Below are 15040 nucleotides of genomic sequence, written 5' to 3' on the forward strand. Positions count from 1 at the left end.
CGAGGAGTGAGCCGGTCTCGCGAGCCGCGCAGTCGCGAACGGAGATGGTGCGGTGAGCGACGCGGCGGAGCGCGTCCCGTCCGCGGGCGCCACGTCGGTGCGCCGCACTCGGGACGTACCGATGCTCGTCGAGCGGGCCCGCGCGGGTGACCCCCGCGCGGTGGCCCGGCTGATCACCCTCGTGGAGAACGGCGACCCGCTGCTGCCGGCCATCGCCGCCGCCCTGGCGCCGTACGCCGGGCAGGCCCAGGTCGTCGGTCTGACCGGTTCGCCCGGGGTGGGCAAGTCGACCACCACGAACGAGCTGGTCCGGGCGCTGCGGGCGCAGGGGCATCGGGTCGGCGTGCTGGCTGTCGACCCGTCCAGCCCGTTCACCGGTGGAGCGATCCTCGGCGACCGGGTGCGGATGCAGGACCACGCCACCGACCCGGGCGTCTACATCCGGTCCATGTCCAGCCGGGGTCACCTCGGCGGGTTGGCCGCGGCGACGCCGCAGGCGGTCCGGGTGCTGGAGGGCGCCGGTTGTGACGTGGTGCTGGTGGAGACCGTCGGGGTCGGGCAGGCCGAGGTGGAGGTGGCCTCGCTTGCCGACACCACGCTGGTGCTGCTCGCTCCCGGCATGGGTGACGCGATCCAGGCGGTCAAGGCCGGCATCCTGGAGATCGCCGACGTGTTCGTGGTCAACAAGGCCGACCGGGACGGCGTCGACGCCACCGTCCGCGACATCCAGGGCATGATCGCCCTCGGTGAGCGCGGCCCGGGGCAGTGGCGACCGCAGGTGGTCCGCTCGGTCGCCGCGCGTGGCGAGGGCATCGACGAGATCGCGGCGGCGATCGACAAGCACCGGGGTTGGCTCGTCGAGCACGGCGAGCTGCGCCGCCGCCAGGAGGCGCGGGCCGCCGCCGAGGTCGAGGCGATCGCGCTCGGCGCCCTCCGCGCCCGGATCGGCTCACTGCGCGACGGTACGGAGCTGAGCACGCTCGCCGCCAGGGTGGCCGAGGGCGCGATCGACCCGTACGCGGCGGCGGACGAGCTGCTCGCCCAACTGGCCCGTTGACCGTCCACCGGGGACACCCTGGCAGCGGGCCGTCCTTGTAGGCTCGCAGCGCCCCACGGCGGTGGGGGCCGGGCGGTGTGCCGGCGCGGCGGCGCGAGGAGCAGGGGAGTGGCTATGGACCACGAGGCGACGCAGGAGATGACCACGGCGTCGGCAGGGGCCGGCGGAACGACGCGGGTCTCCGACGAGGTGATCGAGAAGATCGCCGTCGCGGCCGCCCGCGCGGTTCCCGGGGTGGCCGAGTTGGGCGGGGACGTGGCCCGCTTCTTCAACTCCGTGCTGGACCGGGTCGGGCTGGACCAGGTGGGCGATGCCCGGCGCGGTTGCTCGGCCCACGTGACCGGCGATGCCGCGGTGGTCAACCTGGTGTTGGTGATCCACGCCGGTCAGCCCGTGCCGGAGATCACCGGTCAGGTGCGCGCTCGGGTGACCGAGGCGGTCGAGGCGTACGGGCTGCGGGTCGACGAGGTCAACATCCGGGTCGACGACGTGGCGATGGGCGCGCCGACCGCCTAGCGCACCGGCGGGTCCGGGCACGTTACCGGCCGGTACGACGGGACTTAGCGATCGTTCAGGTGGGGCCCTACACTCGACGTGTAGTCGAGGACCCGAGGAGGAGCCCTGCTCATGGACGCCGACGAGATCGACGCCGGACGGGCGCGTTGGCAGGCCCGGTACGACGCCGCCCGCAAGCGCGACGCCGACTTCACCACGCTCTCCGGGATGCCCGTCGAACCGGTCTACGGGCCGCCCGAGGGCAGCGCGTACCCGGGTTTCGAGCGGATCGGCTGGCCGGGCGAGTACCCGTACACCCGGGGTCTGTATCCGACCGGCTACCGCGGGCGGACCTGGACGATCCGGCAGTTCGCCGGCTTCGGCAACGCCCAGCAGACGAACGAGCGCTACAAGATGATCCTCGGCGCCGGCGGTGGTGGCCTCTCGGTCGCGTTCGACATGCCGACGCTGATGGGCCGCGACTCGGACGACCCGCAGGCGCTCGGCGAGGTCGGTCACTGCGGCGTCGCCATCGACACCGCCACCGACATGCAGGCGCTCTTCGACGGCATCGACCTGGCCGACGTGACCACCTCGATGACGATCTCCGGCCCGGCCGTGCCGGTGTTCTGCATGTACCTGGTCGCCGCCGAGCGGCAGGGCGCCGACCTGTCCACACTGGACGGCACGCTGCAGACCGACATCTTCAAGGAGTACATCGCGCAGAAGGAGTGGCTCTTCGACCCGGAGCCGCACCTGCGCCTGATCGGCGACCTGATGGAATACTGCGCCGCCGAGATCCCGCGCTACAAGCCGCTGTCGGTCTCCGGCTACCACATCCGCGAGGCCGGCTCGACCGCCGCGCAGGAGTTGGCGTACACCCTGGCCGACGGTTTCGGGTACGTCGAGCTGGGCCTCTCGCGCGGCCTGGACGTGAACGTGTTCGCACCAGGGCTGAGCTTCTTCTTCGACTCGCACCTCGACTTCTTCGAGGAGATCGCCAAGTTCCGTGCCGCCCGCCGGATCTGGGCCCGGTGGCTGCGTGACGTCTACGGCGCGACCAGCGAGAAGGCCCTCTGGCTGCGGTTCCACACGCAGACCGCCGGGGTGTCGCTGACCGCGCAGCAGCCGGTCAACAACGTCGTACGCACCGCCGTCGAGGCGCTCGCGGCGGTGCTCGGCGGAACGAACTCGCTGCACACGAACGCGCTCGACGAGACCCTGGCGCTGCCCACCGACGAGTCGGCCGAGATCGCCCTGCGTACCCAGCAGGTGCTGATGGAGGAGATCGGCGTGGTGAACGTGGCCGACCCGCTCGGCGGCTCCTGGTACGTCGAGGCGCTGACCGACAAGATCGAGGCCGAGGCGGAGGAGATCTTCGCCCGGATCCGGCAGCTCGGCGGGGAGGGGCCGCACCAGATCGGCCCGATGACCTCGGGCATCCTGCGCGGCATCGAGGACGGCTGGTTCACCGGGCACATCGCCGAGTCGGCCTTCGTCTACCAGCAGGCTCTGGAGAAGGGCGACAAGAAGATCGTCGGGGTCAACTGCCACGCCGGTACCGTCGCGAAGGAGCTGGAGATCCTGCGCATCTCGCACGAGGTGGAGCTGGAGCAGCGCCGGGTGCTGGCCGAGCGCAAGGGCGCGAGGGACGAGTCGGCAGTCCGCGCGGCGGTGACCCGGATGGTCGACGCCAGCCGCACCGACGAGAACATGATCCCCGCGATGCTCGACGCCGTCCGCGCCGAGGCGACCCTCGGCGAGATCTGCGACGCCCTCCGCGCCGAATGGGGCACCTACCGCGAACCAGCCCGCTTCTAACCCTCACCCCCACCCCTCATCCCGTCGATCTTGCGATTTGTGCGGTTCCATAAGGGATGAATGTGGCGTATCGGCGACAGAAAGTACAAGATCGCGGGGGTGGGGGGCGGGGCGTGAGAGTCGCAACGTCGGGGTTGCGGGTGACCTGCGATCGGCGGCTCACGTGCGAGACTAGGTAACCATGAGCGACCCACGGATCACCTCGTCGATCTTCACCCGCGGCGCGGTCGACCTCAGCACGCTGCGTGGCCCCGCACCAGCAAGTACCCGCCCCGGCACGCCCCCGCAGGGCGGCCCGTCCAACGGCACCCCCGGCGCGCCCACCGCCGGCGGGAGCACCGCCATCGTCGACGTCACCGAAGCGACAATCCAGTCCGAGGTGCTCGAACGGTCGATGGCCGTGCCGGTCGTCGTGTTCTTCGGCGCGGCCGGTTTCCCGGAGAGCGACGAGTTCGCCCCCGTCCTGGAGCAGTTGAACGCCGAGGGCGGCGGCACCTGGGTGCTGGCACGGGTCGACGTGCAGGAAAATCCGCGAATCGCCCAGATGTTCCGGGTCCAGGGCATCCCCATGGTCTACGCGGTCGTCGGCGGTCAGCCGGTCGACGCCTTCTCCGGGGTGGTGCCCGAGGCGCAGTTGCGGCAGTGGATCCAGGCCGTGCTCAAGGCCGGCGGTGTGGCCGTCGCCGAGCCGGAGGACCCCCGCCTCGACGAGGCCGACGACGCGCTGATGAGTGGCGATCTGGACGCCGCCGAGCAGGCGTACCGGAAGATTCTGGCCGATGCCCCGGCGGACGCCGCGGCCACCGCCGGGCTGGCCCAGGTCGGGGTGGCCCGCCGGGTTGCCGGCGCAGACCCGGCCACCGCGCTGGCCGCCGCCGAGAGCGCTCCCGACGACGTGGCCGCGCAGCTGCTGGCCGCCGACATCGAGGTGCTCAGCGGCCTGGCCGAGCAGGCGTACGCCCGGCTCGTCGGTCTGGTCCGGCGCACCGCCGGAGAAGACCGGGAAACCGCCCGCCAGCACCTGGTCTCGCTCTTCTCGATCGCCGGTCCGGACGATCCGGCCGTCGCCTCGGCACGCCGGGCACTGGCCAGCGCCCTGTTCTGAGTTCGTAGCACGCCAGCGCGGGCCGGCGTTCCGGCCGGCCCGCCCGACCAACGAGGACGGGAGCTCATGATGCGCCGGATCGCCGTCCTCGACGCGCCGACAAATCTCGGTCTGCGGCCGCCGACGACCACGTCGGTCCCCGGTTGCGCCAAGGCGCCCGGCGCACTGCGCGACCACGAACTGCTGGCCCGGCTCCGTGCCCGCGACGCCGGCTGCGTCACCCCGGCCCGCTACGACCCGGGCGACTGGCGGCCCGGCGACGGGGTGTGTCACGCCCGGGAGATCGCCGACTACTCGTTGGCCCTCGCCGAACGGATCGGGTCGATCATCGACCGGGGCGAGTTCCCGGTGGTGCTGGGCGGCGACTGCTCCGTGCTGCTCGGCTCGGCGCTGGCCATGCACCGTCTCGGCGAGGCCGTCGGTGGGCGGATCGGGCTGGTCTTCGTCGACGGGCACTCCGACTTCCGACACCCCGGCAACGCCTCGTACGTCGGGGCGGCCGCCGGGGAGGACCTGGCTCTCGTCACCGGACGCGGCCAGGCCGACCTGGCCGCGATCGAGGGTCGCCGACCCTACTTCCGCGACATCGACGTGGTGGTGCTCGGCATCCGAGCCCAGGACGAGTACCGGCTCGACCTGCAGGCCGCCGGGATCACCACCCGGCCGGTGCCGGCGCTGCGCGCCGAGGGCGCCGCCCGGACAGCCCAGTGGGCGCACGAGCAACTCGCCGACTGCGCGGGCTACTGGGTGCACATCGACGTGGACGTGCTCGACCCCGCGGTGATGCCCGCCGTCGACGCCCCCGACCCCGGTGGGATCGCCTTCGCCGAGCTGGAGATCCTGCTCGCCGGCCTGGTCGACACCCCGCACTGCCTCGGCGTGGAGCTGACCGTCTTCGACCCCGACTACGACCCCGACGGCTCGTACGCGGCCGAGATCGTCAACACCGTCGTCGCCGGCCTGGCCCCGGTCACCGCCCCGGAAGCGGTGCCGCCCCGACTGCTGTCGTCCCGGCCGACCCCCGGCCCCCGGCGTGGTGACAGCCGGACCCCGACCACCACCGAGCGGGTTGTTGGGTTGGACCGTGCGGAGCGGGTTGTTGGGTTGGACCGTGCGGAGCGGGTTGGTGGGTTGGACCGTGCGGAGCGGGTTGGCGGGTTGGACCGTGCCGAGCGGGTTGGCGGGTTGGACCGTGCGGAGCGGGTTGGTGGGTTGGACCGTGCGGAGCGGGTTGGCGGGTTGGACGGCGTGATCGGCGGCGGGGCGTCCTTCGCCGATGCCCCATCGTGGGACTCGGCCGTCGATGCCACGCCGCTCACCGAGGCGGGGTCCGCCGACACGGGCGCCGTTGCCGACGATCGGGCCGACCTCGACCGCTCCGATGGTGCGGTGGCTGCCGTCGGCCGATTCGGCGGTGACTCTGCCGAGGGCGCGGCCCGCATTCCGGCTACGGCCGAGCGGGAGCCGGTCGGCCCGCCCGCGTCGGCTGGCCCAGGCCTGCTCCGCAGGCCCTCCACACCGGCCGAAAACGCCCCCGATCACCGCACAGCCGACACCGCCTGACCCACCCGCCACCCCGCCGGGCCATGATCGACTCGGTTTCCATGATGTCGCGGCGTCCAAGCGGCTCGGATACCGCGGTTTCAGCAATATCGAGTGGATCAACGCCTGACGGCGGACGGGTCGCCGCGTCGGCCGTGGGTGGTGCACGCGGGCGGTAGGTGGTGCGCTTGGACCGTGGGCGGTGGACCGTGGGCGGTGGACCGTGGGCGGTGGGCGTAACTCCGCGCGGGTCCGCGCTGGTCCGCGCTGGGCGGGCTGGTCCGCGCTGGGCGGGCTGGTCAGCGCTGGGCGCGCATGAGCGGCGAAGGTGTCAGGAGGTCGGGAGGGCGCGGAGGAAACGCTCGGCGATCGGGACGGCCGACGCCGTGCTGGCGCCACCCTTCTCCACGAAGACGGCGAACGCCACGTCGCCCCGCCAGCCGACGAACCAGGCGTGGGTGTGGGCGGGGTTGTCGTCGTACTCGGCGGTGCCGGTCTTGCCGTAGACCTCGCCCGGCACATCCTTCAGCGCGCTGCTGGTGCCGGTGGTGACCACCTCGCGCATCATCGCCCGCAGCGCCGCGACCGATTCCGGCTTGAGTTGCTCGCCCGGCGGGGCCGGCTTGGCCGGCGCCGGGTCGAGGAGCAGTTTCGGCTGCTCGAAGCGGCCTCGGGCGACCGCCGCGGTGGCACCGGCCATGGCCAGCGGGCTGACCAGCGTGGTGCCCTGCCCGAACGATGCCGCCGCCTGCTCGGCCGGGCTGCCGCCCGTGGACACCTTGCCGGTGAAGGCTTCCGTGCCGAGGTCCCATTGACCTTCCAGGCCCAACGAGCGGCCGGCGGCGGCCAGCCCGTCACCGCCGAGCTTCGGCGCCAGCGAGGCGAACGCCGTGTTGCAGGACTTGGCGAAGTCGGTGCGGAACGGCACCGAGCCGAGCTCGAAGTTGTCGGAGTTCTTGAAGGACCGACCGTCCACGGTGAAGGTCTTCGGGCAGGCCACCGGCCCGTCCAGCGTGACCGCGCCGCGGTCCAGGAGGCCCAGCGTGCTGACCATCTTGAACGTGGAGCCGGGCGGCACCTGGGCGTCGAAGGCCAGGTTTTCCCCGGCCGGGCCGGGGCCGTTGGCCGCGCCGAGCACGGCGCCGTCACTGATTCGCAGCGCCACCAGCGCCGACCGCCGTGGCTCGGCGCGCAGGGCCCCGTCGGCCGCGTTCTGGACGGCGACGTCCAGCGTGGTCTTCAGCGCCTGGCCGGGCTGGGGCTCCCGGCGGAACAGCTCGGTGCCGGTGGGTTCCAGTTTGCCGCCCTCGGCGGGACGCTCGACCACCACGGTCAGCCCGGGGCCGCCGCGCAGTCGTTCGTCGTAGCGGCCCTGCAGCCCACCGTGCCCGACCAGGTCGCCGACGACGTACCGGTCGGGGTGCGCGGCGAGGTCGTCGGCCTGCGCCGCGTCGACCGTGCCGAGCAGTGCCCGGGCGAACTCCCGGGTCGGCGCCAGGTCGATCTTGTCATTGGTGAACTTGGTGCCGGGCAGGTCGTAGATCCGGGGCTTGATCTGTCGGTACGCCTCCTCGCGGAGCGACACCACCTCGACGAAGGCTCCCGGGTCGGCCTTGGCCACGCGCTCCGGCAGGTCGGTCAGGTCGACCGCCGGGACCAGGGCTGGGCGGACCGCCTTGAACGCCGCGTCGAGATCCTTGACGAGCTTCTTGATGTCGGTGACCCCGTCGGGCTGCACGCCGACCCGCACCACCGGCCGGGGGGTCACGATCGGTTGCCCGGCGGCGTCCAGCACCCCGGCGCGGGCGCTGGCGTCGCGGCGCAACGCCAACCGGTCACCCTCGGTGAGCCCGTCGTGCACCACCTTCGGATCCCAGATCACCTGCCACTGGTCGCCGGCGCGGGAGAGGCGCACCTCCCGGTCGTACGTCCAGCGGGTCTGACCGGGCAGGTTCCACTCCACCTGGACGGTTGTGGTGGCGATGTCCGCCTGGACCTTCGGCTCACCGCGACGTGTCAGCGTGGGCGGGGTCGCCGCCAGCTCGCCGGAGAGCTCCTTGATCACGCGGCTCACCTCGGCCGAGGCCAGCTTGTTGCCGGTCGGGTCGATCAGACCGACCGCCCGGAGATCGCCGCTGCGCCAACCGGCGAGGAAGGCGTCGAGGCTGCTGCCCGGCCCGTCGTCATCCGAGCAGCCAGCCAGAACGCCCGCCACGAGCACCGCCGCGGTGAGGGCGGCGACCACGCGGCGGACGGGGTTCGGCCGGTGGGGCCGGGGGTACGACGAGGGCATGAAGCTGGTCCTTCCGATCTCGGAGCGCCTTCGCACGGTAGTACGTCGACGGCGTCCCCAACGTCCCCCACGGTGGTGGGCGCGCTCAAAGACGGGCCGGGCCGGTGTGATGAACATCGCGTGGCGGGGTATCCCGCAGCCGGCCAACCTCGGACCCGCAACGGGTGAAAGGACAAAGTCCCGATCCGGACGTCTGGCCAGTGGTCCGCCGACGAAGACGCACAACGGCAGGGCCTAGGCTGAGCGGCAGAGTGACCCACAACGCGGTGGGTCGAGGGGAGTGGCACCGATGGACCGGCGTCCGGCGATCAAACCGGAACCCGACCTCCGGCAGGATGACTCCGGCCGGGACGACGACAGCTTCGATTCGGCTACCGACGGGGACGGCTACGGCCGGCTCGACACGGGAGTCACCGGGCTGACCGGGTCGAGCATCGACACCATCTACGATCTGGGCCTGCCGACCGAGGCATTGGCCGACGACGTGGAGGACGCCGAGCTCGACGAACCTGTTCCCAACGCGGAGCGCCTGGTGGCTCAGGCTGTCGCGCTCGCGGGGGACGACCACGACGCGGCGACACTCGTCGGCCGTTTCTGGCGGTTCGCACCGGACGAGGAGCTGGTCGGCTTCACGGCGGAGGAAATGCTCGACGCGGCCCGGGCGCACCGGGACCTCGCCCAGCAGCGGGTGCCAGGCGAGTTGAAGCTGCGGATCCACGAGCCGCACGCCGACCAGCACCACACGGTCGTCGAGATCGTCACCGACGACATGCCGTTCCTCGTCGACTCGGTGACCGCGCTGCTCAACTCGTACCACCTGGACGTGCACCTGCTGGTGCACCCACTGGTGGTGGTCCGGCGGGAGCCGTTGGGCCACCTCACCGAGGTCTCCGCGGACGTGGAGCCGGACGACGCGATCGCCGGCGACATCATCGAGAGCTGGATGCGGATCGAGATCGACCCGGTCCGGGACGCGGCCGAGCGGGACCGGCTGCGCCGCGAGTTGCAGCGGGTTCTCACCGACGTGCGGGAGGCGGTGGAGGACTGGCCCAAGATGCGTCAGCGCTCCCTCGCGCTCGCCGACGAGTTGGCCTCCGCGCGTACCGCCGAGAACCGGCCGCCGGTGCCGGAGAAGGACATCACCGACTCGGTGGAGCTGCTGCGGTGGCTGGCCCACGACCACTTCACCTTCCTCGGCTACCGCGAGTACCGGTTGGTGGACGCCGCGAGCGGCGATGCCGGCGACGAGGTCGACGGCAAGGCGTTGGAGGCGGTGCTCGGCACCGGTCTGGGCATCCTGCGCTCCGACGCGCCGGAGGCCCGGCCGCTGGCGTCGATGACGCCCGAGGCGCACGAGAAGGTGCTGGAGAAGCGCCTGCTGATCATCACCAAGGCCAACTCGCGGGCCACCGTGCACCGCTCGGCGTACCTGGACTACATCGGCTTCAAGATCTTCAACGAGGCCGGCGAGGTGATCGGCGAGCGGCGCTTCCTCGGCCTGTTCTCCACCGCCGCGTACCGGACCAGCGTCCGGGAGCTGCCGGTGGTGCGCCGCAAGGTGGCCGAGGTGCTGGACCGGTCCGGCCTGAGTCGACGCAGTCACTCGGGTAAGGATCTGATCCAGATCCTGGAGACCTACCCCCGCGACGAGCTGTTCCAGATCAAGACCGACGACCTCTACCACGCGGTGATCGGCGTGCTGCGGATGGCGGGTCGTCGGCAGCTACGGGTCTTCCTGCGCCGGGACGCGTACGGGCGGTTCATCTCCTGCCTGATCTACCTGCCCCGGGACCGGTTCACCACCCAGAACCGGCTGCGCATGCAGGACATCCTGCTGCGTGAGCTCAACGGTGTCGGGGTGGACTACACCACGCGCGTCACCGAGTCGATGCTGGCCCGGGTGCACTTCATCGTGCGTACCGACCCGACCCGGCCGCCCGGCGAGATCGACGCCGACCTGTTGGCCGAGGAGTTGGCCGACGCGACCCGACTCTGGGACGACGACTACCGGCTGGTGCTGGAGCGCAAACTCGGCGACGAGCAGGCCAAGCACCTGTTCACCAGGTACGCCGACGCGTTCCCGGAGGGCTACAAGGACGGGCACACGCCGTACGAGGCGATGAAGGACCTGGCGAAGCTGGAGCTGCTGGAGGAGCCCGGCCAGCTGGAGATGCACCTGTTCCGCAAGCAGCTCGCACCCCGCCCCGGCACCCGGGTGCCCGGCGCGGACCTGGCCGAGGCGATGGACGTCCGGTTCAAGGTCTACCGGTACGGCGAACCGATGATGCTCTCCGCCGTGCTGCCGGTGCTGCACTCCCTCGGTGTGCGCGTGGTCGACGAGCACCCGTACGAGGTGGACCGGATCGACGGGCGGGTCTACCTGTACGACTTCGGCATGATGCTGCCCGAGGGGCACCACGAGCTGGCCGAGGTACGCCCACACGTGGAGAACGCCTTCGCGGCGGCCTGGCGCGGTGAGGCCGAGGTGGACCGGTTCAACGAGCTGGTGCTGCGCGGCGGGCTCACCTGGCGGCAGGTGGTGGTGCTGCGGGCGTACGCGAAGTACCTGCGGCAGGCCGGCACGGTCTTCTCCCAGGACTACATGGAGCAGACCTTCGTCGCGTACCCGAAGCTCGCCGCGTTGCTCGTGGATCTCTTCGAGACCCGGTTCGCGCCGGGTGGGCAGACCACCGAGCAGCGGCAGCAGCGCAGTGGCGAGCTGGTGGAGATGATCCGGGCCGGGCTGGACGACGTGGCCAGCCTCGACCAGGACCGGATCCTGCGCTCGTACCTGACGCTGATCGAGGCGACCCTGCGGACCAGCTTCTACCAGAAGCGCTCCGACGGGCGGCCGAAGGCGTACGTGGCGTTCAAGCTCGACCCGCAGGCCATCCCGGACCTGCCGGCGCCGCGCCCGAAGTTCGAGATCTTCGTCTACTCGCCTCGGTTCGAGGGCGTGCACCTGCGGTTCGGGCCGGTGGCCCGGGGCGGGTTGCGCTGGTCCGACCGCCGGGAGGACTTCCGGACCGAGGTGCTGGGCCTGGTCAAGGCGCAGATGGTGAAGAACACCGTGATCGTGCCGGTCGGTGCCAAGGGCGGCTTCGTGCTGAAGCAGAAGCCGGGTGACCGGGACGAGGCGGTCGCCTGCTACCAGGAGTTCGTCGGCGCGATGCTCGACGTCACCGACAACATCGTCAGCGGGCAGATCGTGCCGCCCGAGGACGTGGTGCGGCACGACGGCGACGACCCGTACCTGGTGGTCGCGGCGGACAAGGGCACCGCGACGTTCTCCGACATCGCCAACGAGATCTCCACGGCGCACAACTTCTGGCTGGGTGACGCGTTCGCCTCCGGCGGCTCCGCCGGCTACGACCACAAGAAGATGGGCATCACCGCCCGGGGCGCCTGGGAGTCGGTGAAGCGGCACTTCCGCGAGTTGGGCCTGGACACCCAGACCCAGGACTTCACGGTGGTCGGCGTCGGTGACATGTCCGGCGACGTGTTCGGCAACGGGATGCTGCTGTCCGAGCACATCCGGCTGGTGGCGGCCTTCGACCACCGGCACATCTTCCTGGACCCGGAGCCGGACGCGGCCACCTCGTACACCGAGCGGCGCCGGTTGTTCGACCTGCCTCGGTCCTCGTGGGAGGACTACAACCCGGAGCTGATCTCGGCAGGGGGCGGCATCTTCCCGCGTACCGCGAAGTCCATCCCGATCACGCCGCAGGTCCGGGCGGCGATCGGCCTGGACGGCGACGTCACGCACCTGTCGCCGCAGGAGCTGATGAAGGCGATCGTCACCGCTCCGGTGGACCTGTTCTGGAACGGCGGCATCGGCACCTACGTCAAGGCGTCCACGCAGACGAACGCCGAGGTGGGCGACAAGTCCAACGACGCGATCCGGGTGGACGGGCGCAGCCTGCGGTGCCGGGTCGCGGGCGAGGGCGGCAACCTGGGCTGGACCCAGCTCGGCCGGATCGAGTACGCGTTGACCGGCGGTCGGATCTTCTCCGACTTCATCGACAACGCGGCCGGCGTGGACACCTCCGACCACGAGGTGAACATCAAGATCCTGCTGAACACGGCGGTGGCCGACGGCGAGTTGACCACGGCCGAGCGCGACGAGCTGCTGGCCGGGATGACCGACGAGGTCGCGGAGCTGGTGCTGCGGGACAACTACGACCAGGCTCGGGCGATCAACAACGCCCAGGCGCAGGCCGCCTCGCTGCTTCCGGTGCACCGCCGGATGATCAACGAGCTGGAGCGGTCCGGCGCGTTGGACCGGGCGCTGGAGGCGCTGCCGCCGGACGAGGAGTTGGCGGTCCGCAGCGAGTCCGGGCTGACCGCGCCGGAGTTCGCGGTGCTGCTCGCGTACGTGAAGATCGTCCTGGAACGGGAGATCCTCACCGAGGGTCTGGCGGACGAGGAGTGGACGACCGAGGTCCTGGTCAACTACTTCCCGACGCCGATGCGTGAGCGGTTCGCCGACCGGATGGGCAGGCACCGGCTGCGCCGGGACATCGTCACCACAGTGCTTGTCAACGAGGCGATCAACCGGGGCGGCATCTCGTTCATCTTCCGGGTGGTCGAGGAGACGGCGGCCAGCGCGGCGGACGTGATCCGGGCGTACGTGGTGGTCAGCGAGGTGTTCGGCCTGCGCGACCTGTGGGACGCGGTCGAGGCGCTGGACAACAAGGTCGCACCGGAGCTGCAGACAAGTGTCTACCTGGACACCCGTCGGCTGCTCGACCGGGCCGTGCGGTGGCTGGTGTCCAACCGGCGCTCGCCGATCGACGTGCCGGCCGAGATCGCCCGGCTGCGCGACGGCGTCACCCGGCTGCTGCCGGGGCTGGAGGAGCTGTTCTACGGCAACGAGCGGCAGGGCATCGCCGCGCACATGGACTCGATGACCGAGCGTGGGCTGCCCCGCGAGCTGGCGGAACGCGCGACCCGGCTGATGTACAGCTTCGGTCTGATGGACGTGGTGGAGACGGCGAACGCCAGCGGTCGGGACGTCAGCGAGGTGGCCTCGGTCTACTTCGTGCTGTCCGACCTGTTCCGGGTGGACTCGCTGCTGTCGAAGATCTCCCTGCTGCCTCGCGAGGACCGCTGGCAGACGTTGGCCCGGATGGCGTTGCGCTACGACCTGTACGCCGCGCTGGCCGCGCTCACCGCGGAGGTGTTCGGCTCCACCCCGGAGGACCTGCCGCCGCACGAGCGGGTGCAGCAGTGGGAGCAGTCGAACGCGACATCGATCCACCGCGCCCGCCGGGCGATGGGGGAGTTCGACGAGTCGCGGGCGGATCTCGCCGCCCTGTCGGTGCTGCTGCGCCAGATCCGCACCCTGGTGCGGACCTCCGCGGCCGCCTGAGTCAGCCACGCCGGACGCGGTCCGGCCGGTCGGGTCACCCCGACCGGCCGGACCGCGTTTCGTCTCCTCAGCGGTCAGGCCACCAGGGTGGCGAAGGCGACGATGTTGTCCGGGTAGCTCTTGGCGGCCTCGTCGAACTGACCACCACAGGTGACCACCCGCAGACTGGGCCGGTCGCTGGGCCCGTACACCAACTCGGTGGGGAAGGCCGTCTTCGGGTACGACTTCACCGACTCGACCTGGAACGTGGCCGGCTGGCCGTCCGCCCGCCGCACCGTGATCGTGTCACCGGGCACGAGGGAGCCGAGGTCGAAGAAGACGGCTGGGCCGAGCTTCGCCGAGTCCACGTGCCCGACGATCACCGCGTTACCCGTCTCGCCGGGGCTCGCGCCAGGCTCGTACCACCCAGCCTGGTCGGCCTGCTCCAACGGGGGGACCTGGACGGTGCCGTCCGGGTTGGTGCCGAGTGACAGGACCGTCGCGTCGACGCCGATCCGGGGGATCTCGATGCTTGTCGGGGCGGAGCGCGCCAACCCGGCCGGCACGTCCCCCTGGCCGACCGGCTGCCCGTCCACCGGCGGGACGGCGGTGGCGGTGTCGGCCGGCCCGCTCGCCTCGGGACCGGCCTGGGCCAGCGGCTGCGGCGGTCGAGCCGGGGGCGTGGTCTTCAGGGCGAAGCCGATCATGCCGGCTCCGATCATGGCCATGGTGACGACGACGGCCGCGCCGGCGGCACGCCACGGTTTCCCGTGACGGCCGCCGGCCCGTGTCGTCGTCACGTCAGACGAGCGAACCATCGGTCCGCCGACGACGCATCAGCACGATCCCGCCGAGCGCGGCAGCGCCGAGCAGGCCCGCCCCGCCGGTGGCCAGGCCACGGTCGGCACCGGTGCTGGCACCGCCGTCACCACCGTCGACACCGCCGTGCGGCAGCACGACCAGCTCGCCCTCGCCGCACGAGCCCTTGAGCTCGTAGCGACCCGGCTTGGCGTCCTTGTCGACCTTGGCGTCGCCGTAGTAGACGAACTCGCGCTCCTTCTCCCAGCTGTCCTCGTCCGAGCCGTGCTCGTCCTTGGAGTCCCAGTCCTTGTCGGAGCTGTGCTCGTCCTTGGAGTCCCGGCCCTTGTCGGAGCCGTGCTCGTCCTTGGACTCCCAGCCCTTGTCCGAGCCGTACTCGTCCTCGTCCTTGGAGTCCCGGCCCTTGTCGGAGCTGTGCTCGTCCTTGGACTCCCAGCTCTTGTCGGAGCCGTACTCGTCCTCGTCCTTGGAGTCCCAGCTCTTGTCGGAGCTGTGCTCGTCCTTGGAGTCCCGGCCCTTGTCGGAGCCGTGCTCGTCCTTGGACTCCCAGCCCTTGTC

7 protein-coding genes and 2 pseudogenes are annotated in these 15040 nt (G+C 71.4%); 6 read left to right on the forward strand and 3 right to left on the reverse strand.

What is annotated here, in order from left to right; translation table 11 throughout:
• The first annotated feature begins 121 nt into the window (after nucleotides 1-121).
• From meaB to ACLQ29_RS05700, 5 genes and pseudogenes are all read left to right on the forward strand, one after another.
• Nucleotides 122-1057: a methylmalonyl Co-A mutase-associated GTPase MeaB gene (gene meaB / locus ACLQ29_RS05680; protein ID WP_393374049.1), complete on the forward strand. Its 936-nt coding sequence runs from the start codon at nucleotides 122-124 to the stop codon at nucleotides 1055-1057.
• A gap of 114 nt (nucleotides 1058-1171) precedes the next feature.
• Complete coding sequence (locus ACLQ29_RS05685; protein WP_425770770.1) at nucleotides 1172-1573, forward strand: Asp23/Gls24 family envelope stress response protein; 402 nt, start codon at nucleotides 1172-1174, stop codon at nucleotides 1571-1573.
• A gap of 111 nt (nucleotides 1574-1684) precedes the next feature.
• A complete protein-coding gene (locus tag ACLQ29_RS05690; protein WP_425770525.1) occupies nucleotides 1685-3373 on the forward strand; it encodes an acyl-CoA mutase large subunit family protein in 1689 nt (562 codons plus the stop codon).
• A gap of 181 nt (nucleotides 3374-3554) precedes the next feature.
• On the forward strand, nucleotides 3555-4478 hold the full coding sequence (locus ACLQ29_RS05695) for a tetratricopeptide repeat protein (protein WP_425770526.1): 924 nt from the start codon (nucleotides 3555-3557) through the stop codon (nucleotides 4476-4478).
• Nucleotides 4479-4544: 66 nt separating this feature from the next.
• Nucleotides 4545-5573, forward strand: a pseudogene (locus tag ACLQ29_RS05700) (arginase family protein); the annotation flags it as partial.
• Between the two features lie 778 nt (nucleotides 5574-6351).
• Here ACLQ29_RS05700 and ACLQ29_RS05705 read toward each other — a convergent pair.
• Entirely contained in the window at nucleotides 6352-8313 is a 1962-nt protein-coding gene (locus tag ACLQ29_RS05705) for a penicillin-binding transpeptidase domain-containing protein (RefSeq protein ID WP_425770527.1), read from the reverse strand.
• A 289-nt stretch (nucleotides 8314-8602) separates the two neighbouring features.
• On the opposite strand from ACLQ29_RS05705, the gene ACLQ29_RS05710 reads away from it, so the two are divergent.
• Entirely contained in the window at nucleotides 8603-13684 is a 5082-nt protein-coding gene (locus ACLQ29_RS05710) for an NAD-glutamate dehydrogenase (RefSeq protein WP_425770528.1), read from the forward strand.
• Between the two features lie 74 nt (nucleotides 13685-13758).
• Here the strand turns inward: ACLQ29_RS05710 and ACLQ29_RS05715 are convergent, their stop codons facing one another.
• Nucleotides 13759-14463 (reverse strand): class F sortase, encoded by a 705-nt coding sequence (locus tag ACLQ29_RS05715; RefSeq protein ID WP_425770529.1) that lies wholly within the window; start codon nucleotides 14461-14463, stop codon nucleotides 13759-13761.
• Nucleotide 14464: 1 nt separating this feature from the next.
• Nucleotides 14465-15040, reverse strand: a pseudogene (locus ACLQ29_RS05720) (hypothetical protein); the annotation flags it as partial.

It is taken from the genome of Micromonospora sp. DT228 (genome assembly GCF_049841595.1).
GTDB lineage: Bacteria > Actinomycetota > Actinomycetes > Mycobacteriales > Micromonosporaceae > Micromonospora.

Coding starts and splice junctions, on each gene's coding strand:
- meaB (WP_393374049.1), top strand. CDS start 122: ATGCTCGTCGAGCGGGCCCGCGCGGGTGACCCCCGCGCGGTGGCCCGG.
- ACLQ29_RS05685 (WP_425770770.1), top strand. CDS start 1,172: ATGGACCACGAGGCGACGCAGGAGATGACCACGGCGTCGGCAGGGGCC.
- ACLQ29_RS05690 (WP_425770525.1), top strand. CDS start 1,685: ATGGACGCCGACGAGATCGACGCCGGACGGGCGCGTTGGCAGGCCCGG.
- ACLQ29_RS05695 (WP_425770526.1), top strand. CDS start 3,555: ATGAGCGACCCACGGATCACCTCGTCGATCTTCACCCGCGGCGCGGTC.
- ACLQ29_RS05705 (WP_425770527.1), bottom strand. CDS start 8,313: ATGCCCTCGTCGTACCCCCGGCCCCACCGGCCGAACCCCGTCCGCCGC.
- ACLQ29_RS05710 (WP_425770528.1), top strand. CDS start 8,603: ATGGACCGGCGTCCGGCGATCAAACCGGAACCCGACCTCCGGCAGGAT.